A 21,136-nucleotide genomic window follows, 5' to 3' on the forward strand; every position below is an offset into this window, starting at 1 on the left:
GAGGAATCGTATTGAAAATCAAAAAATTGTTAGTAGGCTTTACAGCAGCTTCTCTTGCAGCGTCCTGCATGGCGTTCAGCGTTTCAGCGGCGACAAAGCTGAGTGACGTTGTTTATCCTTCGGAGGAGGACGCCGAGATGAATGACGCTTATTTTTCAATCGGAGGCTTACCTTTCTACATGGGCACAAATTGGCAGTGGAATCAGGGCGATTGGGTATCAATTACAGAGGATGGTATATTAGAGTTCAGCTATACCATAAGCGAAGGTCTTACCTTGCCAAACGGCGGCACCTTAGGCAGCATGGGTATAGTGGTCAATAACCTTCCGGAGGATAATTACCCATATGACATAACTATTACAGAGGCAAAGTTTGAAGCAGCCGACGGCACGGTAACTGAACTTACGTCAGTCAAAGCTATTACCGAAGCGGACCTCAGTTCGGAAGGCGGTTTCAGGATCAACATAAGACCCAGCGAGCAGGTGGACGAAACAACGGGCGAATTAGTAGCGGCAGCGACTCCCGAGGTTGCGGGATGGGACGAGGAAGGAGCTTTTAGCGGCGGAACTCTTTTTGTGACTATTGATTTTGGCAGCGCCGCGTCAGACGACGATACATCTTCCGAAGCAGGCGGCAGTTTATCTGAAACGGATGACGATTCATCTGACAGCGATACGGTATCCGCGAACGAAGCAAGCTCTGAAACCGCCGCAGCGTCTAAGAACGCTTCATCTTCCGAAACTAACGCCGCTTCCGGTAAAACCGACAACGCAGAAACAGGCGCGGGCGAGCTTGTATTAGCAGGAATTGCGCTTTCGTCCGCCGCACTGATAGCAGCTAAGAAAAACAAGTAACTAACACGCCGGCTTCCGGCAGAAAATTGCCGGATAATATAACTTAAAACTTATTGAAAGGAACGATCCAAATGACAAATGCATTCAAACGTAAAGCCGCAGCGGTTCTTGCGCTGACTATGACGCTGAGCTTTGCCGCCTGCGGAAACAAATCAGACGACAGCTCGTCCTCCACGCCGGAAAAAAAGCTTAAAGAGTCTCAGCAGGAGATAATCCATAGGCTTGCAGACAGTATTACGGATAAAAGACAGCTTGAAAACACCGAAATAGACTGGTTCTCTTTCTATGACATCAATCCGACATCTTCGGCTGATAAGGAAATAGGCGTCGACCTTGCTCTGTTCCAGACAATATATAACGGCAAGATCAATTACATTCAGACCACATGGGATACCAAGTTTGATGATCTCGCTTCACTGATAATGTCAAACAATTCTCCGGATTTCATCGGCGCGGACGATATGGACGTTTTTCCGAAAGGCGCGATTAAGAACATGATCGATCCTATAGACGACTATATTGATTTCAGCGATCCGTTATGGTCGGATGTGAAAGCGGCTTCTGATCAGTTTATGTATAAGGAAAAGCATTATGTTGCCGTTTCAAGAGTTGAGCCTTGCTATGTTGTTATTTACAACAAAAACGTTATAGAGAGCGAAGGCTTTGACGATCCGGCAGAGCTTTATGCAAACGGCGAGTGGAACTGGGATACGTTTTCAGAGATGTGTACAGAATTTACTGACGCTGAAAAAGACAAATACGCCCTTGACGGCTGGTATTATGAAAAAGCAATTACAGCTTCTACAGGCAAGCCGCTGGTCGGTATGGAAGACGGAAAGATCGTAAACAATATATCAAGCCCCGAAATCGCGAAGGCTCAGAATATGATGTACGAGCTTCAGAAAAACGGAGTGGTTTATCCCAAGAATGAAAACAACTGGCAGGTAAGGGGAAATACATACGGTCAGGGAATCGCCTCAGGAGAAACACTTTTTTATCCTATAGGCTTCTGGTCAATAGAAGACGCGCCGTCAGTTACCGCTCCATACGGCGATATCTCAGCAGGAGAGGTTATGTTTGTTCCCATTCCGTGCGCGGCCGACAGCGAAGCTCAGTATGTTCCTTCAAGAGTTCACGGCTACTGCATAGTTAAAGACGCCAAGAATCCCGAAGGAGTCGCCGCGTGGCTTGACTGCACCAGATACGCGGAAATTGATGAGGCGGCTCACAACGTTGTTCTCGAACAGCTGCAGACTGATTATGGTTGGACAGATGAAATGCTCGAAATGCGAGATACTATTTACGATCTGGCGGAGCAGCACCCTGTATTTGAATTCAGCGAGGGTATATCGCCCGATGTTACATCGCTGACAGACACCATAATCAAGGGTACTATGAATCCTGCGGGCACAACAACCTGGTCGGAAATCGTTTCGTCGAACGAGCAGGCTCTTGATTTCCTCATTACCGAGGCGCAGGAAAATATTGATTCCTGATAAACTTTGCAGCGGCTGCAAACGGTTTTAACAGCTCGTATTATCAAGCCTTATAAATAATTGCCGCGTCTGCAAAATAAAAAAATACCGCGCAAAACCGCTGTCTGGTCTTTGCGCGGTATTTTTTTATATCAGCTTATTCACAGCTGTAAAAATTATTATTCATATGAAACTCCGCGACTTACAAAAATATCCGCTGACGCGGAAAGCAGCGGATATTGCTCCCATACCAAAGCAGCCGTATCACAGAGTATACTTCATCACCGGAATATCCGGACTGTCTATTACCCCCGTTTTGAGGCTGTAGGATTTTAAAATCTCACTGTTTGTAATTATAACCGCGATCGTCGGATCATATCCTTCATCGGCTGTCCCGTCAGGATCAGTTTCACATATACGCTGCCCCATCTCGATCTCATCTCCTACGCTTACTTCAGGATTTATACACAACATATCCCTTTTCGCGGTATTCATTCCTATATGAATAAGCACAAGCAGTCCATCGCAGCTTTTTATATTTATTTCATGCCCGTCATTCGTTATATCCTTGACGACTCCCCTGACAGGACTGCATACTCCTCCGGAGTTGGGTATAACTCCAAAACCGTCTCCCAGTATTTTTGACGAAAACACCATATCGTTGATTTTTTCAACGGGAATGATCTCTCCTGCCGTACAGGAGGTCAAATAGTTAAAATCGCGCTTTTTTTCCGACGATCTTTTAAAAAATGTCATCTGCCACACCACCTGTTTTGCAAAGCATAAACTTTTTCTCTATATTATTTTAACAAATTATTATGCGTTTTGCAATAGATATTAATATTTTTTTATTTAAAATCAGAAAATTTATAGCTTTTGACAACTTAAACGTCTTTGTTTTTTAATTTTTTGTATAAAACACCATAAATCATTTACATTTAAAGCTGTTAAAACAGTATTCATCCCGGTATTCGCCGCTAAGCAAAGAACCGATATTTTATTCTGAATTACAGTTGCAAACCCAAACAAAAAAAGGTATAATAATAAGGCGGTAACCCTGCGGCGCTGTGCGAAACTGCGCATATGTCAGGTATCGCCTTGAATTCAGTATAGGAGTTATTATCATGCTTGTAAACATAGAAAGCTTATATAAATATTTCAACGGAGAACCGCTGCTCAAAAATATTAATCTGACCGTCGAAGATCATGAAACGGTAGGACTTATAGGCTCCAACGGCTGCGGAAAATCTACGCTTCTTAAGATCATAACAGGAAGCGAGGGCTTTGACAAAACGCCGGAAGGTTTCGGCTCAGTTTCAGTTTCGTCAAAAGCCACCGTCGGATTTTTACAGCAAAACAGCGGACTGAACTCAAATTCAACTATTGACGAGGAAATGCATAAGGCGTTCAGCCAGCTTTTAAACGTAAAAAAGCAGATGGAGGAGCTAGAAATAAAAATGTCCTCTATGAAGGGCGACGAGCTGGATTTTGTCAGTCAGGAATATTCACGGCTTGCGGCTTATTTCGAATCCCGCGACGGCTACATCATAGACGTAAAGATCAGACAGGTGCTTAACGGCATGGGCTTCGGCAGTACGCCGCCTGACAGGATAGTTTCATCTCTGTCCGGCGGAGAAAAGACCCGTCTTGCTCTGGCAAAGCTGCTGCTTGAGCAGCCTAATCTCCTGATACTTGACGAACCTACCAACCATCTGGATTTTCAGACGCTCATGTGGCTTGAGGATTACCTTAAAGGCTATAAAGGCTCTATTCTGATCGTTTCTCACGACAGATATTTCCTTAATAAGGTCTGCACCAGAATATGCGAGATTGAAAACGGCAAACTTACCTCCTATAACGGAGATTATTCGGCGTTTCTGGTTCAGAAAAAAATGAACAGCGAACGTCAGCTGAAGGAATACGAGGCGCAGCAGAAGGAAATCGAAAAGCTTGAGGATTATATAGTCCGAAACAAAACCAGAGCCTCCACGGCAAAAATGGCAAAATCACGCCAGCATATGCTTGACCGTATGGAACGGATCGAAAAGCCGACTATGTACGTCAAGCCTCCGAAAATAAAGCTGGAATACGACATAGAGCCAACGAAGGATATCGTTCAGGTTATAGGCTGTCCCGTAAGCGTCGGAAGCGGAGATTCTGAAAAGCTTCTGGTCAAAAGCCTTGATCTTCATATCAGACGCGGCGAGCACGCAGCTGTTATCGGTCCCAACGGCGTGGGAAAAACCACGATCTTAAAAATGATACAGGGGCTTATTCCTCATGAGAGCGGAAATATTATCTGGGGCGGCAACGTTAAGATCTCATATTTTGATCAGGAGCACAGCGCTCTGGATATGCGGGATACGGTAATAGGCTCTGTTGACCGAAAATTTCCGCGTATGAGCGAGCTTGAAATACGAAAGGCTCTGGGCTCCGTACTTATAACCGGAGAAAACGTCTTTAAGCCGGTGTCCGTAATAAGCGGCGGCGAGCGTGCCAAGCTTTGCTTTGCTCTTATGGCGCTCAACAGGGGAAACGTTCTTATCCTGGACGAGCCTACAAACCACATTGATCTGAACACCAAGGAGGTGCTTGAGGAAGCTCTTGCCGAGTTCAAAGGCACAATAATTCTTGTTTCACACGACCGTTATCTGATAAATAAGGTCGCAGACAGAATAATCGAGGTCACGCCTGACGGTGCGCGCTCGTATGAAGGCAACTTCGACGCGTATGCAATGCGGTCGGAGGAGGAACGCAAAGCCGCCGAGCAGTCCGAACAGCAGAAAAAGCTGGAGCGCCAAAGGCAGGAGTATCTTGAAAACAAGCAAAAGCAGTACCGCTCCAAGGAGCAGCGCGCCGCCGACGCTAAAAGACGCGCAAGGATCAGGGAGCTTGAACAGGAAATAGAAGCTGCCGAAATAGCAATATTCAGGCTTGAACAGGAAATACAGGAGCCTGAAACCGCCTCGGATTTTTCACTTATGAGCGAAAAATGCACTCAGCTTGAAAAACTGCGCGCTCAGCTTGACGAAAAAATGGACGAGTGGGCGGCGTTGGAGGAATAGTCTGCCGCTGTCAGGAAAATACTTACGATCCGCCGGCTTCGGGGAATCTCAAGCCTTTCACCCGAACAACCGCAGCTGAGTATAATAGCATTATAACGGCGCGGGAAAATTTATGGCGTATCGGAACAGCCGGCATACGCCGCAAGCCTTTAACAACGCGTAGTTTTTTCCCGTAACGCTGAAACCAAGGCAGGAGGGATATATTTGGACGTTCAGCCTATTTCAGACAACAGCGCGATGATCGTTCTGACAGCGTCGGAGGCTTCACAGCTGGGAATAAATTTCAAAAGCTTTGAAAAGGAAAACCCGGAAACCAAATCGTTTCTGACATATACGCTTGCAATTTTGCAGGAAGCCGGTCTTTTCAGCTCCTCCGCGGCTTCCGTTTCGGTTGAGGTATACGAGCAAAGCGACGACGGACTTGTGATCTATTTATCCGCCGCAGACAAACCCAAGCCTGCCCCCAACCCGACGCTCATAGGCTTCTGCGCAAAGACTCCTTCCTTCTTTTTTGATAATTCCTCGTATATACTGGAAGCCCTTCGGGACAGAATCATCTCCTCCGAGCTTTACGAAATAAACGGCGGCTACGCGCTGATACTGGGACTTAACTGCACAAAATCCACAGCTCAGCGCAGACTATCAGGGCTGCCCGCAAACATAACCAACCGTATCAAAGCCGAAAAAATAAGGGAGTACGGAAATTTGCTTTCCGACTCCCCGTTCAGCTTATTTATCTGAGCGACCTGACAGCCTCGGACATATCCTCAGCATTAAAAATATAAGAACCCGAAACCAGAACATCTGCGCCGCATTCACGGACCATAGCAGATGTTTCTTTGTTTATGCCGCCGTCCACCTGAATGATCACATCAAGCTTATTGTCGTCGATATACTTCCTGAGCTCCTTGACCTTATGAAGCGTTTCAGGCAGAAATACCTGCCCCCCGAAGCCGGGCTCCACGGTCATTACAAGCACCATGTCAACGCTGTGAAGATACGGAATTATCATGGAAACAGGCGTCGCCGGCTTTACAGACAATCCTGCCCTGAGATTTCTAGACCTGATTTTATCTATCACCGTCTGCGTGTCGGAAGCCGCCTCAAAATGAAAGGTTATTCCGTTTACGCCGAGATCGGCGTAATTATCAATATATCTTATGGGATCCATTATCATAAGATGAGCGTCTACGGGAAGCGTTATAAGCTTGGATACGCTTTTAAGCACCGGCTCTCCGAACGAGATATTCCTTACAAACATACCGTCCATTACGTCGTAATGTATCCAGTCGGCTCCCGACTTCTCGGCGCGTTTTATATTGTCGGCAAGATAAGCAAAATCCGCCGCGAGCAAAGAAGCGGCAATTATAGTTTTCAATATGATCCCCCGATCCGATTTAATAAATTAATACAGTTTAATTATATACCATTACCGCTTCAAAGTCAATACGCGCCGCCCTGATATTGACGGTTTTATGCCGACCGAAAGCCCTATTTACAATCAGCGGAGTTTTTCGCGTAAAACCCTTCCGCAAGCTCCGCCAGTCTTTCCGGCGCGTCGGCGTTGACCTCATGCCCCGAGTTTTCCACAAAGCGCAGCTCAGCGTCCGGCAGCATTTGAGCAAGCTTTACCCTCAGCACTGCTCGTCAAGGGTAAGATTATAGGAGGGCATAAATTCCTCCAGAAAAACCTCCGCCTCGGGAACGTTAAGCCTGTGAACGGCCTCAAGCGTGCTTTTCTCTGCCGAGGCAAAATCCGAATTTCCCATTCTCCGTTCCTCAACGCATTTTATCAGAGCCGATATCTTATCAGCCGCCTTTACCAGCGTCCAAAGCTCCCGATCCTCTTTGCCGGCAAAGAAAACCTCGCTGTATTCCTCTTTCAGATCGTCGGGAAGATAGGATAAAAGCTGACAAAGAGCCTTGTTTTCAATTTCGCCGTAAGCGCTTTTTATATCCTTATTATAATATTTTACAGGAGTAGGCAGATCGCCGGTTATTATCTCCGAAACGTCGTGATATAAAGCGATAAGAGCGCAGCGCTCAGCGTTTACATTGCCGCCGAACCGCTTATTGCGCAGCAAGGCAAGCGCGTGGGCAATAAAAGCGGTTTCAATTGAATGCTCGCTTATATTTTCAGGTATCGTATTTCTCATCAGCGACCAGCGATTGATATATTTCATGCGGGATATAACCGCAAAAAACTTACTTTCCATCTGAAAATCCTCTTTTAAAAAAATGACGGACGAATACCGTCCGCCGTATTTATTCAGTTTTATCAAACCTTAATTATACTGAGCAGCACGCCCGCCGCAACCGCGGAGCCGATAACTCCGGCAACGTTGGGTCCCATAGCGTGCATAAGCAGATAGTTCGTCGGAACCTCCTCCTGACCTACCTTCTGAGAAACTCTGGCCGCCATAGGAACCGCGGAAACTCCGGCGGAACCGATAAGCGGATTTACCTTGCCCTTTGTAGCTATATACATTATCTTTCCGAAAAGAACGCCGCAGGCCGTTCCAAGTGAGAAGGCTATAACTCCCAGCAGGATAACCTTGCCGAACGACAGCGTAAGTATCTTGTCCGCGCGCGTCGTTGCGCCTACGGATACGCCAAGAAAGATAGTTATAATGTTCATAAGCTCATTCTGAGCGGTTTTCGCGATTCTGTCGCAGCAGCCGCTTTCCTTAAGAAGATTTCCGAACATAAGCATACCGACCAGCGGCGCGGCTGACGGAACCATAAGAGAGATCAGAACTGTTACAAGTATAGGGAAGATGAGTTTTTCAACCTTAGAAACCTGCCTCAGCTGACCCATTACCACCGAACGCTCTTTCTTTGTTGTAAGCGCTTTCATTATAGGCGGCTGGATAATAGGCACAAGCGCCATGTAGGTGTAAGCCGCAAGCGCTATCGTTCCTACTCCTATGCTGTCAGTTTTGGACAGAAGCTTTGAGGACACATAAATCGCCGTAGGACCGTCGGCTCCTCCGATAATCGCGATGGAACCGCACTCGGCGGCAGTCATGCCCAGAACCGCGGCGCCTATAAACGTAAAGAAGATACCGCCCTGAGCCGCGGCGCCGAGGAGAAAGCTTTTGGGATTTGCGATCAAAGGGCCGAAATCGGTCATAGCGCCTATTCCCAGGAATATCAGCGGAGGATATATCTGAAGCTTTACGCCCATATACAAAATATCCAGCAGTCCTCCGTGCTGCAAGACTCGCCCGTAATCAATATAGTGGTCGTTTATAACGCCTCCGCGTTCTTCAGCCTCGATATAGTCCCAGAACTCCGGATGATACATCTCGGCAAACGGAAGATTCGTAAGCAGCATACCGAAAGAAATCGGCAGAAGCAGCAGCGGTTCAAAGCCCTTGGCTATAGCTAAGTACATAAATAAAAACGATATCAGGATCATTATTATGTTCTTCCAGCCGTCGTCAGCTATAAATCCCGCAAATCCGGATTCGCGGGCCAGATCTGCCATAGTTTCAAGGAAATTGCTTATTATTCCCATTAAAAATTCACTTTCCTTTCAAAATAAAATGCAAATCCATCAATAAGCTTAAAATGGTCTTGTATTATCGGCAATTCCGGCGGCAGCCCAGGCGTTTCTCTGCGGCTTGACCGTTTTAACGCTTTTAAGCGCAAGCCTCTTTCCGCTCTGAGCGCTCATCGCTTCAATAGCGCCCATAATGACAGCTACGACCTCTTCCTCTATTCCGTCCTCAATGACAGGAGCGGGCGGAACGGCTTCTGCCGGCTTGTTTACCGACGGAGCGGCGTTTTCCGCCTTTTTCTTATTTTCCTTTCTTCTGTTGACAGCTTCAAAAAGCTTTCCGTAAAGCGTAACGAAAAGAACCAGCAGGATAAGGCCGATAAATACTACCACCATTCCGGTTATTACTACGGAAGTAACCGTAGCTCCCGACAGATTCTTATCCGAACCGTGAATGACATTTTCGGAAAGAACATTAATTAGCCCATACATATTGCAGCTACTCCTTTATTTAAATTAAGGCGTATAAAACGCGTATCCATAGGGCGGAAGCCCTCATAAACACATCAATTACTATTTATTATACACTATTTTCACACAGATTACAAGACCCAATCACGCATTTTTTATATAAAAAATTATTAATAGTTCCGCTTGCCGTATAGCTTATTACCAACGTTCCGCCTTGCGTGAGATACGGATCAAACCTAAAATCCGACTTCGCGAATTAACAAATAAACCTTTGCATTTTATTTAAAATGTGCTATACTGTTCTTATAACAGTTCACGGATAAAAGGAGTTTTATTATGGGAGAACATCTGCTTAACAAGCTTAAGAATTTCGCGCCGGATTTTCTGTCGGCCGTGATTATACTTGCAGTCGGAATACTTATTACTAAAATCGTCATCAGCCTTATGACCAAAACGCTTAAAAAAAGCCGGATAGATCCGACAGCGCACGCGTTTCTTATTTCTCTTGTAAAGCCGCTTTTGTATATACTCGTGGCAATAATTACCCTGTCAAAGCTGAATGTGCCGATGACGTCGATTATAGCTACGCTGAGCGCGGCGGGGCTTGCGATCGGACTTGCGCTGCAAAACAGCCTTTCCAACGTTGCGGGAGGATTTATAATAATGTTCAATCATCCCTTCAAATGCGGCGATTTCGTTGAAATAAACGGCGAATCGGGAACCGTAAGCACAATAACGATACTGTATACCCGTCTGCTTACCACCGACAACAAGGCTGTGCTTATACCGAACGGCACAGTCGCCAGCGCGACTATAATAAATTACACTCAGGAGGCGTGCAGGCGGCTGGATATGTACTTTTCAATAGATTACAGCGCGGATTACAGGAAAGCCTCCGGCATTATACAGGAGCTGCTCAAAAACGAACCAATGGCGCTTTCCGAGCCGGAGCCGCCGCAGGTAGTCATGTGCGAGCACAGCGCCAGCGCGATTAAGATACTTGCTCGTATCTGGGTGAGGTCCGAGGATTACTGGGCTCTTAATTACAAGCTGCTTATGCTTGTCAAGGACCGTTTCGACGAAGAAGGCATAAGCATTCCCTACGACCAGCTGGACGTACATCTTACAAGCGCCGAGGAAAGCAAAAGCTGACAGCGGCGTCGGCGTCCGTACTGCTTCGGCGCTCTGCCGCGAAAAAACAAACCGTATCAGACTATACTGGCTGATACGGTTTTTTCAAAGGATACCGCACAGCGCTGCCGCGGTATCCTTTATTTTTATTTAAGATATGGTCTTGCCGCGCTTTTTGCCCTGCTTTTTATCGGGCTGCCGCTCAAGCTCAGGCTTGTCCTCAAACAAAGCCTCGTCCTCCTTGGTCTTCAGATAATCAAATTCCGGATTTTCCTCTCCCTTAGCGTCATAATAAGGCTGGATAACGTGCTTTCTTATAACGGGATAGCAATTGAAAGAGGTTACGAAATTTATAAAGGACAGCGGCCAGAATGGCAGAATAAACAGCGAATAAGGCACCAGCGCCAACAGGCAGAATACGACTATTATCCATACAAGCAGCGTATAAAGGCTGTTCTTTACTCCCAGACTGACTAAGAAAAACGCGTTTTTCAATATCTGTCGGAGTCTGAGATTGGTCGATACGATCATCAGGTAAATGTAAAAATGCATCATAAAGAAAACTATAAGACAGCTTATACAAATAATAAACGGCACATACATCGTCGAATTGCTCTCAGCCCAGTTTTTATATGTAGGAATAGCTACCGAAAACCCTACGATAAATACCGCGTCGATTATACCCATAGCAAGGCTCTGTTTAAAGCACTTTTTGAAGGTATCAATAAAATCAGAATAAATAAACGCGTTTCTCTCCTGAGAATAGTTTCTTGTGACCTTGGTCATTGCGGCGGTAGCCGGACCGAAGCATACAACTGTAATAAGCGCCAGGAAGTAAGGCGCGTAGCTGTTCAGCTTAAACGACAGCCAGCCCGCGAAAAGCGCGGGAACAAAAAACATAAAATACAGCACGTTAAGCCCTATAAGCTTCCAGCACCTTCTGCCGTATATCTCAAAAAACTTGAATATACCCTTTTTTTCCGCCGGCGCTTTGGGAATACCTCTTCCCGGCTGATCAAAATTTCCGAACAACGCCATTTTTACGCTCCTTTATAATTAACATTCTATATTATAAAAACCTATGACAATACCGTATAATGACCGGACGGCATTTTCTCATAACCTGCCGGCAAAAATAACCGAACACAGGCAGTCTGCCGCCGCCGAAACAGCGCACACCGCCTCAAGCACCAAAAACTTGGTCCCGTAAAGCTTGACCGCGCTCAGCATACCCTCGGACGGTCTGTCGGAAAGCGAATTTGCCATAAGCAGGCTGGACATGGAAAGCGCTTCCCTTGTTCCGATTATAAGGGCGTATGATGATATCAGCGCCGCCGGAACTATAAGCGCCGCGCATATGGCTATCCCCATCTTTCCGCACTGGGAATAGACCTGAGCCATTGTTACTCCCAGACCCATGCCTCTTACAAGCAGCACAGCGACCTCCACCGGCTGGGCGATAGCTGAAAAGCCTAAAATAAAAACCGCTCCCAAAAACATGGTAGAGGACGAAAGCGACTTCATCAGTACGACCGCAAAATCAGAATTGCGCCTCACCTCAAGAAAATTTTCCTGAGCCAGCGAAAGCTGATTCAAAAAATCCTCGCTCATAAAGCAATAGGCTATCGTTCCGAGGATAACGCCCAGAAGCTCCGTTCCCACAAGAAAAGCAAAAAAATTATTTCTGCGCAGCGCAGAGCCGCTTGTCCTTTGATTTTGCATCATGCATCACTCCATATACTTTTTGTAAAGTATATGCCGGACGCTCGGATATAATTACTTTGAAAGCTCATAAGCCCGCTTTGTGCAGGCCTTGCAGCAGCTTTCTACCGTCTGCTGAAGCTTTCCCTCGCGCAGCTTTTCAAGTCCGGCGATAGTCGTTCCTCCCTTGGAGGAAACCATCGTTATCAGCTCGTCGAGAGTATAGCCGCTGTCTGTGATCATTTTAGCCGAGCCTGTCAGCGATTTAGCAAACAGCGATTTTGCAGCCGCTTCGTCGATCCCGACAGACTTCGCGTAATCCACAAAGGCCTGAGCATACAAATAAATAAATGCCGGCGATGATCCGTTTATGGCGATTATCTCCTTCATCTTATCCTGCGGTATGACCTCGATATCCCCGCAGGAGGAAAAGACGTCGCAGACAAGCCTGAATTCTTCCTCCGTACAAGGCTCGACCCTTGAAAGCGCCGTAGCTCCTTCTCCCAGCAGCAGCGGCGTATTCGGCATAACAAGAACCACCTTAGCGTCGGCTGCGGTCTTGGATTTTATATACTCGCCGGTGATTCCCGCGCATATGGACACTATTACCGTATCCTCGTCCGTACAGCCGGAAACGCTGTCCAGAACCTCGTCAAGCTGCTGAGGCTTGACAGCAAGAAAAACATACTTGCAGATCTTAAAAACCTCCGCCTCGCTTTTGCAGGGAGTGACGCCCAGCTCTGAAAGTCTTTTTATTTTTTCGTTGTCCGGATCATAAGCGAACATACGAACCGTAGTAGAGGTCGCAAACATTTTCACGTCGCTGCACAGATCGCTGTGAGCTATCCCCTTCATAATTGCAAAGCCCATATTTCCGGCTCCGATAAAGCCAATGTTGATCATTCAAACAAGACCTTTCATAAAAATTTAAGTTTTACAGCGCGCAATCCGCTTTAAATAACAAACATGACCCGCATTTTATCCACGCGGCTTGTCGGTTAAAATATATTATACTACATTCCGGCTTCTATTTCAAGTGGAAACAAGCAAATTTTAAAGCAAGCGGCGATACATATGATACCGCCGCTTCATAAACTCAATATTAACTTTATTCCCTCACGGCTCATTTCGCCTCGGCAAATACTGACATTACTGTTATTTGCCTTAAGCCACGCTGCCCTTGGTATGTCCGAACTGCGCCCTTACCTTATCGTAAGCGTATTTTATCATCGGTAAAAATATCATAAGTATTACCAGATCCACCGGAAGCTGCACCAGGTTTTTTACTACCCTCGGCACGCAGTAGGCGGCAAAGCCGCTGATTCCGTCGCTGGTAAGGTTTGTTACGCCAAAGTCCTTGTTTACGTAAAGAGTGTACAGGAAATACGAATTAAGACCTATATTGCAGAACAATACCACCGAAGCTCTCGCGATTGCTATCTTAACCATGCTTGCTATTTTCTTGTTGCTGAAATCGCATTTATACAGCAGGCAGCCGTAAATAACGCCTGAGATAACAACCACAACCGCAAGCTGAGGACTGTAAGCCCTCGGCGACTTGTTCTGGACGATATAGCCTATAAAATCAAGCACAAAGGTAGAAGCTCCGCAGACTACCGGGCCGTAAAGCATACCGATAGTGCAGGTTGCAAGAAAAGTAAAGCCGATTCTCAAATCAGGCGTTACTTCAATGGAAAACGATCTGATGGCAAAAGCCAGCGCAAGCAGAATCCCTGTCGTCGTAAGCGTTCTGATGTCCCTCAGGGATTTAAAGGACTCAGAAAACATAGAAAAAAAGCTCTTCATAAATATACCTCCTTTTTATGACTGAGCTGCGGAGCGGCGTGATATTTCACCGCGCCGAATTTATGCTGTGCATAACCGGAGAATGAAAAGCTCTCAAATTACACATTCAGCGGGATGCGAAACCTGTACCGCAAGGGCTAAGCTTTAAGCCGACCCTTTTCGTCCCGATGGCAACTCCCCGTCCCTCAGGCACTTAACGCACAGATTCCTACTCTGTAATATGCAAGCTGTCCGCGTTAATAATTTACGGACAGCCGTATATTTAATTGTAAATAAATTTCAGTCTGACTTGATCAGAACGCGGTCTTATTGAGAATATCGTATCTTGCGTCAAGGAAAGGCTTCTTCATAGCGAGTCCCTCCTGAATGTCGATATCGTAAACCCTGCCGTCCTTAAGTCCGACTATCCTGTTTCCGATACCCTGCTCAAGCAGCTCTACGGCATGATAACCCATCTCGGTCGCCATAACGCGGTCTCTTACCGTAGGAGAACCGCCTCTCTGAACATGACCGAGCACCGTCACCCTCGCTTCGATTCCCGTCATCTCCTGAAGCGTTCTAGCTATATTCTCCGACTGACCTACGCCCTCGGCTACAACGACGATAAAATGAGTCTTGCCGCTCTTTTTTGTCTTAAGCATATTCGCCGCGATAACGTCCAGGTCGTAATCCCTTTCCAGCGTAATGACCGCTTCAGCTCCTACGGCAATGCCGACGTTTATAGCGATATATCCGGCCTTTCTTCCCATTACCTCTACAACGGAGCATCTGTCGTGCGACTGGGCGGTATCCCGAATCTTATCTATCATCTCCATGGCGGTATTCATCGCCGTATCATAACCGATAGTATATTCCGTGCACTGTATATCGTTGTCAATAGTGCCGGGGATTCCTATACAGGGAATTCCCATTGCCGAAAGATCTCCCGCTCCTCTGAAGGAGCCGTCGCCTCCGATGACCACTATACCGTCAAGACCCATTTCCCTGCATTTTTCAACGCCTTTTTTTACGCCTTCGATATTGCGGAATTCAGGACATCTAGCGGTATAAAGACAGGTGCCGCCTCTCTGAATGATTCCCGAAACGGTTCTTGCGTTCATTTCAATAAAGTCGCCGTTAAGAAGACCTACATATCCTCTGCGTATACCGACAACTTCTATTCCCTTCTGAAGCGCGGCTCTCGCTACGGCGCGGACAGCAGCGTTCATTCCCGGAGCGTCTCCGCCGCTTGTCAGTACACCAATTCTCTTAGCCATAACTATTCCTCCAAATAAATGGAACTCTTAAGCGCAAGATATTCCACAATAATATACTTTTTTATTCATAAACCTTAATAATCATAGCATAAAGCCCTGACATTGTCAAGGGCTTTACATTATCATTTAATAAAATTTTAAACGTTTTCGTTCTATTCTTCCGTTCATTGTCAGCCTTCGTCCTGACTGTCCTCAGACTGCCGGTTCCGGCTTTCCGAACCGCTGCTCTGCGAATTATCCGACGCTGAACCCGATGAGCTGTCCGGCTGGGGCACTCCTATCGAAACGCTGACAGTAAGAATCTCTCCGTCCTTTACGTTGATATTATAGCCTACCCCTATATCCGTAGAAACAACATAGCCTATAGTAACTCTGCTGCTTTCCACCTCAGCCTTTTTATACTTGATATCAAGAGAATCCAGAATAGCGGAATAGTCCTTATAGGATAATCCTGAATAATCCGGCACAGGAACATTTTCCGTTCCCTTGCACACCTTAAGCACAAGCTCGTTTTTAAGCTCCGGATCATATTCGCTTCCCTCGGCAATATTCTGCTCCGTTATTATCCCCTTTTCCTCGGTATCCGAATAAAAATACTCAGCCCTGATATTAAAATCATTTCCCAGCTGTTTTACAACGGTTTCATATCTCATGCCCACCACGTTAGGCATGATCGAGCCTACTCCGTAAGGATAGCTGTCGTCTGGCTCGCTTTCCTCTATTATTACCGAATCGGACTGACTTGATTCACTGCTGTCGTCATATTGACCGCCGCTCATATACGCCGAATTTAAAAGCGAGTTTTCAGAATCGCCGCTTTCAGCGCTCGGCGCTCCCAGAAGCTGATAAAGCAGGAAAATTCCCAATGCAAGAAATACCGCCAGCATTGATATGCCCAGAGCCATGACCGCCGGACTGGTTTTCTTTTCCTGCTTCGCTTTTCTTTCCGCGGTCTGCGTCTGTGTTTTTTTCGGCCGCTGACTCACCTTCTGTATAGGTATGGTCTGCGTCGCTCCCTTTTGATGCTCAATATGGGTATGCTTGCTGAAAAGCTCGGTAACAAGCTCGTTTACAGACTGTATTCTGACCTCGCCCCTTACCGCCATGGCGCGGGCTATAACGTTTGAAATATGCGCCGGGATATTAGGATTGATACGACACGCGTCAACAAGCGTATCGTTATATATTCTTGTATTCGCGTCAAGCGGAGCGCAGCCCGTAAGTATACGGTACAGCACAGCCGCGATCGCGTAAACGTCGGTCCAGGTCCCCTGATATTCAAGAGACGAATACTGCTCAGGCGCGGTATAGCCGGAATAAAACTCAGGCGACAGACCGGTATTCGAGGTTCTTATTGAGCTAATGGAAAATCCGGTAAGCTTAAGCTCCCCGTCGGTAGTAACGATTATATTTTCAGGAGATATTCCTCTGTGAATAATCCCCTCATTATGTATTATGCTCAGGGTGGTAAAAAGAGGAACAAACAGCTTTTTGACCTGATTCCACGTCAGATAGCCCGTATTTGACTGAAGAAATTTCTTCAGCGATACGCCCTCTACATACTCAAGTATGACGTATGTGGTGTTATTCTCAGCAAACATATCCATAGCGGTGGAAATATGGCTTAGATTCCTCATACGGGACAGCGTCTTGTTCATATCGGCAAATTCCGACATATATGTCTTATATTTGGCAAGACAGTCGGGATTTACAATAAGTCTCTGAGTTCCGCGCTCACGCTCGCACAGAGTATCAGGCATATATTCGCGCACAACGGCTTTGGTCTTGCGTATGGTATCATAGCATATATACGAAGCCCCTTCGCCGTTATAGGTCAGCATTTTTCCTACTATATATCTGCTGTCGAGCACCGTTCTCGGAGCCAGGTACGACTGCAAATGCGGCATATCGTCCGTATAGCTGCAATAATGGCAGACACCGTTCGCGTCGAGCTCGTTCATGCAGCCCATACAAAGCTTTACACTTGTGTCCATACTTAACCTCCTTAGATTAAATTTCATTACAGCAGGTTCAGACGTGAATCATCCCCGTTATCCGGCATAAAATCATTAGCTCCTGCCGGCTACATAAGCTTCCCACATTCTGAATCCGGAAAGCGTCGCGCTTTAGCGTCCGCGCCTTTATTCAGCTTTCCCGTCTTAAAGCCCGGAGATTGCTATAACCTGCTGTCACAATTCATCAATTTATATTATCAGTATTCCGTCGATAAGTCAATGATGCAATAATATCTGTAGACTTTGTGAAATAATTTGTATTCTTTCTGTAACAACTGTTACAGCCTCACAGCTTCAGACGTTCTGAGGATATACATTGACGGACGTATAGTAAAGATATTTGCTGTCGTTGTCAAATACGGCGGTCAGCAGAACGCTCTGGGCGTTTGCGTCAGCCGCGGTATAATAATACTTGTAAATATAGCTTATGCTGTCCTTTCCGTACACTATTTTATACGGATCCAGGTCTACGGCGTCCGTTACCGAGCTGTAGCGCGCTCCCTTGTCAAAGCTGTCAAGATTGACGCGCTTGTCAAGCTTTTCGCCCCTGCTGTCCTTTTTCAGCAGTCTGTAATTTGTATATGTAACGCTTTCGATATTATCCGACGAATCCTTTAAAACCGAGACCGTCCATTCGGGAAAAACAATATCGTCAATTTCAAGACTGTCCTCGCTTTCATATATATAATCGAACACCGCCGCGTTATTCAGTATGCCGTAAGCGGAATTATCCTTAAAATGAATCTCCATATCCTTCTCCGCCTTGGTTATGGACATTCCGATATATTCAGCCGCCTCAAGCGCCTTTTTTTCCCCCTTGTCCGCCGAAAGCTGAACTATTACCACCCATATAAGCACAATTATAAGCGCCGACAGGGCGATAAGAAAAGCGATCTTGATCTTCTTCTCATTCTGCCCGTTGACAATGCTCCCCAGGCTTTTCCTGACAGACGAAGTTTCAAGCAAAGGCAGATCCTTTTTATCCTGCTTCTTCGAGAAAAGCCCTTTAAGGCTCTTTGATTTTTTCGGCTTTTCCCTCAGCGCTATCCCGCAGTTTCTGCATACCGCGTCATGCTCCCCAACAGTTTTTTTGCATTTCGGACATTCCATTGCATAACCCCCGTTTCCCGGACATAATAACTTATAATATATTATATCATACAGTCCCCTAAAAGTCAATGACCGCCCCTTAAGCGGATAAATCTTCTTTTTCCGCCGATTATTGCAAAAGCGTAAAATCCCTGCATAGCCCGTTTTATTACGCGCTTGCGGCGCCTGAGAATAACCATACGGACTTTTCAGACAACGCAAAAACCTCCTTACCCCGCGCGTCAGCGCCTGATAAAGAGGTGTTTTTAAGCTTACCTCAGCCGACCGGTACTATAAGCTCCGTCCAAAAAACGCTCCGGCAGCTGCTTTTGCCGACGCGGCAGCCTTACTCGCCCTCCGAAACGGGTATCGTAACAGTTATTTCCGTTCCCTTACCAAGGCTGCTGCTTATTGCGATCTCGCCGTTGTGATAGGCTACGATATGCTTGACTATCGACAGTCCCAGACCTGTTCCGCCCGTCTGCTTGGAACGGCTCTTATCCACTCGGTAAAATCTTTCAAAGACCCGTTCCCTGTCCTTTTCGGCAATGCCGATACCGTTATCCCTGACAACGACGACCGCATTGCCGCCGCTTCTCGATACCTCGACCCAGACCGAACCGCCGTCGTTGTTGTACTTGACCGCATTGTCCATAAGATTAAGCAGAAGCTCCGTCATATAGCTCTGATTGCCTTTTATAACGACGTTTTCTCCCTTTACAAAAACAGACACCCTATGCTTGTAAGCCTTGTTCTGGAGAATTTCCTCAACGTCCTGCGCGGTTCGCAGAACGTCTACCTGATCGCTCTCGCTGTTGGCGTGCTCTTCTATCTCCGACAGCCTTATTATATCGTTGATAAGATAAAGCAGCCTTTCCGCCTCGCGGTAGATAGTTCCGCCGTACTTTTTAATGTCCTCCGCCCCGGTTATGATCCCGTTTTCCATCATTTCGCCAAAGCCCTTGATAGTAGTAAGGGGCGTTTTCAGCTCATGCGAAACGTTGGCGGAAAAATCGCGCCTAATCTGCTCGCTCTTGAGGCTCTCTGTAACGTCGACCATAAGAATTATGATTCCGTAATCCCCGTTGAAATCCGACTTATTGATATATGTTCTGAAGGACCTGTTCTTTACGCTGACGACTCCTCTTACCGAATCGTCCTCGTCAAGCCTGTCCAGCAGCTCTAAAAGCTCCGAGTTCGCTGTAAGGTGCGAAAGCTTTTCGTGGGAATGAGGGTCGAAATGCGGATTGAGCAGCCTGACAGCGCTTCGGTTTACTGAAAGCACCGTCCTGTCCGAATCCAGCAGTATCATCGCCTCAACCATATTGTCGGTAATCAAAGTTATCTTTTCTTTTTCCCTTTTAAGCTTGGCGACGTTTTTGGAGATCCTTTTCATAAGCAGATCGGCGTTTTTTATAATCGGCTTAAGCTCCTCGTAGGGAGTTTCAAGATTGCCTATCCCGTCGCCGTTTACGTCAAACTGGGTAACCAGCCGGTTTATAGGCTTAATAAGGCTTTCCGACAGCTTGATGGAAATAACCGTAGTCACGACGAAAATCGCCCCGGCCGCGCAGATTATTATGGGAACCACCACAATAAAAATAGAAAGCAGATTGCTCCGTTCCCTTGCGAATCTGAGAACTCCCCCGTCATACTGAACGGCGTAATAATAAACCGTCTTGCCGAGGGTGCCGGAAACTCTTGTGGCCTCGCCGGTTCCGTTCTCCATAGCCTGCTTTACTTCACTGCGGTCAAGATGATTTTCCATTTCGCTGCTGTCCGCTTCGCTGTCATACAGCACATTTCCGTCGCTTTCAATATAAGTAAGCCTTACCTTGTAATTCAAAGCGTCCTGAAGATTCCGTTCAAGCTGAGAGAGATCGGCGTTGCTTCCGACGCTGCTGACCGCTATTTCAGCCGCGGCCTTCAGCTCGTTCTGAGCGGCGTTTTTATAAAAAGAATAGCTTATTCCCCCGATAACGACAGAAAACACAGCCAAGGAAACCGCAACGACGGCAGTCATTACTCTGAATATTTTTTTCTGCATCGTCCCGCGCCTCCCGCAATTTATTTTTCCAGTTTATCCGCACTTGTATCCGACGCCTCTTACCGTTTTTATAATATCCCTGCACCCCGCCGCCTCAAGCTTCTGGCGCAGCGTCTTTATGTGCATATCCACCGTTCTTGTTTCTCCCGCAAACTCATAGCCCCATACCATTTCCATAAGCTTATCTCTGGTTACGGCAATGGACTGATGACGCATAAGATACATGAGCAGCTCGAACTCCTTGTAGGTAAGAGTTACCTCGGTTCCGTTATAGGTAACTATTCTCCTTGAAGCGTCAAGAGAACAGCCCCCTATCTCAAACACCTCGGACTCTCCGCTCTGCTTTGCGGTACGTCTCAGAACCGCCTTTATCCTCGAAAGCAGCTCCATTACTCCGAACGGCTTTGTAATATAATCGTCGGCGCCGGATTCAAGCCCCCGTACCTTTTCAAGCTCGCTGGTCTTCGCGGTAAGCATAATTATCGGAATTTCCCTGAGCCTCGGGTCGCTTTTAAGCTTGCCGAGAATCGTAAGGCCGTCCTCGTCGGGCAGCATGATATCCAGCAGGACAAGCGCCGGCACGCAGCCTTTAAGCTCCTCGTAAAACGGCTTCGCTTTAGGAAAAGCCTTTACCTTATAGCCGCCCGACCTCAAAGCGCAGGAAACCAGCTCCCTTATTCCGTCGTCGTCCTCAACACAGTATATAAGCGACATATATATCTTC

Annotated in this window: 20 protein-coding genes and 1 riboswitch; of the genes, 5 read left to right on the plus strand and 15 right to left on the minus strand. The window is 46.7% G+C overall.

Translation table 11 applies throughout. The annotated features are described in order from the left end of the window. Positions 1 to 11 precede the first annotated feature (11 nt). The gene (locus tag EIH25_RS05380; protein ID WP_124099310.1) at positions 12 to 854 is read left to right on the plus strand and encodes a hypothetical protein; all 843 of its coding nucleotides are present in this window, start codon (positions 12 to 14) and stop codon (positions 852 to 854) included. A 71-nt stretch (positions 855 to 925) separates the two neighbouring features. Continuing rightward, entirely contained in the window at positions 926 to 2,350 is a 1,425-nt protein-coding gene (locus tag EIH25_RS05385; RefSeq protein WP_124099312.1) for an extracellular solute-binding protein, read from the plus strand. Positions 2,351 to 2,593: 243 nt separating this feature from the next. On the opposite strand, the gene EIH25_RS05390 is transcribed toward EIH25_RS05385, so the two are convergent. Then, the gene (locus EIH25_RS05390; protein ID WP_124099314.1) at positions 2,594 to 3,085 is read right to left on the minus strand and encodes a PTS glucose transporter subunit IIA; all 492 of its coding nucleotides are present in this window, start codon (positions 3,083 to 3,085) and stop codon (positions 2,594 to 2,596) included. 368 nt (positions 3,086 to 3,453) lie between these two features. On the opposite strand from EIH25_RS05390, the gene abc-f reads away from it, so the two are divergent. Both abc-f and EIH25_RS05400 read left to right on the plus strand, forming a co-directional pair. Next, positions 3,454 to 5,394, plus strand: coding sequence for a ribosomal protection-like ABC-F family protein (abc-f, locus tag EIH25_RS05395; protein ID WP_124099317.1), 1,941 nt, complete (start codon positions 3,454 to 3,456; stop codon positions 5,392 to 5,394). 204 nt (positions 5,395 to 5,598) lie between these two features. After that, a complete protein-coding gene (locus EIH25_RS05400) occupies positions 5,599 to 6,135 on the plus strand; it encodes a hypothetical protein (RefSeq protein WP_124099319.1) in 537 nt (178 codons plus the stop codon). On the opposite strand, the gene rpe is transcribed toward EIH25_RS05400, so the two are convergent. From rpe to EIH25_RS05420, 5 genes are all read right to left on the minus strand, one after another. Next, positions 6,128 to 6,772, minus strand: a complete 645-nt coding sequence (gene rpe, locus EIH25_RS05405; RefSeq protein WP_124099321.1) for a ribulose-phosphate 3-epimerase — start codon at positions 6,770 to 6,772, stop codon at positions 6,128 to 6,130. The two genes, EIH25_RS05400 and rpe, sit on opposite strands and share 8 nt — an antisense overlap. A 113-nt stretch (positions 6,773 to 6,885) precedes the next feature. Continuing rightward, positions 6,886 to 7,035, minus strand: a complete 150-nt coding sequence (locus tag EIH25_RS12395) for a hypothetical protein (RefSeq protein ID WP_164489163.1) — start codon at positions 7,033 to 7,035, stop codon at positions 6,886 to 6,888. Next, positions 7,029 to 7,610: a 5'-deoxynucleotidase gene (gene yfbR / locus EIH25_RS05410; protein WP_124099323.1), complete on the minus strand. Its 582-nt coding sequence runs from the start codon at positions 7,608 to 7,610 to the stop codon at positions 7,029 to 7,031. Before yfbR ends, EIH25_RS12395 begins: the two co-directional genes overlap by 7 nt. Before the next feature lie 62 nt (positions 7,611 to 7,672). Continuing rightward, a complete protein-coding gene (locus EIH25_RS05415; RefSeq protein ID WP_124099325.1) occupies positions 7,673 to 8,914 on the minus strand; it encodes a sodium ion-translocating decarboxylase subunit beta in 1,242 nt (413 codons plus the stop codon). A gap of 48 nt (positions 8,915 to 8,962) precedes the next feature. Beyond that, positions 8,963 to 9,388, minus strand: a complete 426-nt coding sequence (locus EIH25_RS05420; protein WP_124099328.1) for an OadG family protein — start codon at positions 9,386 to 9,388, stop codon at positions 8,963 to 8,965. A gap of 315 nt (positions 9,389 to 9,703) precedes the next feature. Between EIH25_RS05420 and EIH25_RS05425 the strand changes: the two genes are divergently transcribed. Continuing rightward, positions 9,704 to 10,519 (plus strand): mechanosensitive ion channel domain-containing protein, encoded by an 816-nt coding sequence (locus EIH25_RS05425; RefSeq protein ID WP_124099330.1) that lies wholly within the window; start codon positions 9,704 to 9,706, stop codon positions 10,517 to 10,519. A gap of 129 nt (positions 10,520 to 10,648) precedes the next feature. On the opposite strand, the gene EIH25_RS05430 is transcribed toward EIH25_RS05425, so the two are convergent. The 9 genes from EIH25_RS05430 to EIH25_RS05470 all read right to left on the minus strand — a co-directional run bounded on the left by EIH25_RS05430 (position 10,649) and on the right by EIH25_RS05470 (position 21,126). After that, positions 10,649 to 11,536: a DUF624 domain-containing protein gene (locus EIH25_RS05430; protein ID WP_124099332.1), complete on the minus strand. Its 888-nt coding sequence runs from the start codon at positions 11,534 to 11,536 to the stop codon at positions 10,649 to 10,651. Between the two features lie 78 nt (positions 11,537 to 11,614). Further along, positions 11,615 to 12,220, minus strand: coding sequence for a hypothetical protein (locus tag EIH25_RS05435; RefSeq protein WP_124099334.1), 606 nt, complete (start codon positions 12,218 to 12,220; stop codon positions 11,615 to 11,617). A 54-nt stretch (positions 12,221 to 12,274) separates the two neighbouring features. Further along, positions 12,275 to 13,102 carry a pyrroline-5-carboxylate reductase gene (gene proC, locus EIH25_RS05440; protein WP_124099336.1) on the minus strand — a complete coding sequence of 276 codons (828 nt, stop codon included), beginning with the start codon at positions 13,100 to 13,102 and terminating at the stop codon, positions 12,275 to 12,277. A gap of 261 nt (positions 13,103 to 13,363) precedes the next feature. Next, positions 13,364 to 14,005, minus strand: coding sequence for a folate family ECF transporter S component (locus EIH25_RS05445; protein WP_124099339.1), 642 nt, complete (start codon positions 14,003 to 14,005; stop codon positions 13,364 to 13,366). A gap of 105 nt (positions 14,006 to 14,110) precedes the next feature. After that, positions 14,111 to 14,223: riboswitch (THF riboswitch) on the minus strand. 75 nt (positions 14,224 to 14,298) lie between these two features. Beyond that, complete coding sequence (gene pfkA / locus EIH25_RS05450; RefSeq protein ID WP_124099341.1) at positions 14,299 to 15,261, minus strand: 6-phosphofructokinase; 963 nt, start codon at positions 15,259 to 15,261, stop codon at positions 14,299 to 14,301. A gap of 170 nt (positions 15,262 to 15,431) precedes the next feature. Beyond that, entirely contained in the window at positions 15,432 to 17,255 is a 1,824-nt protein-coding gene (locus EIH25_RS05455; RefSeq protein ID WP_124099343.1) for a PASTA domain-containing protein, read from the minus strand. Between the two features lie 315 nt (positions 17,256 to 17,570). Further along, positions 17,571 to 18,386 carry a hypothetical protein gene (locus EIH25_RS05460; protein WP_124099345.1) on the minus strand — a complete coding sequence of 272 codons (816 nt, stop codon included), beginning with the start codon at positions 18,384 to 18,386 and terminating at the stop codon, positions 17,571 to 17,573. Between the two features lie 325 nt (positions 18,387 to 18,711). Then, positions 18,712 to 20,412: an ATP-binding protein gene (locus EIH25_RS05465; RefSeq protein WP_124099347.1), complete on the minus strand. Its 1,701-nt coding sequence runs from the start codon at positions 20,410 to 20,412 to the stop codon at positions 18,712 to 18,714. A 33-nt stretch (positions 20,413 to 20,445) separates the two neighbouring features. Beyond that, complete coding sequence (locus EIH25_RS05470) at positions 20,446 to 21,126, minus strand: response regulator transcription factor (RefSeq protein WP_124099349.1); 681 nt, start codon at positions 21,124 to 21,126, stop codon at positions 20,446 to 20,448. Positions 21,127 to 21,136 lie beyond the last annotated feature (10 nt).

This window comes from Ruminococcus sp. Marseille-P6503 (assembly GCF_900604945.1).
In the GTDB taxonomy this organism is placed as follows: Bacteria; Bacillota; Clostridia; order Oscillospirales; family Ruminococcaceae; genus FB2012.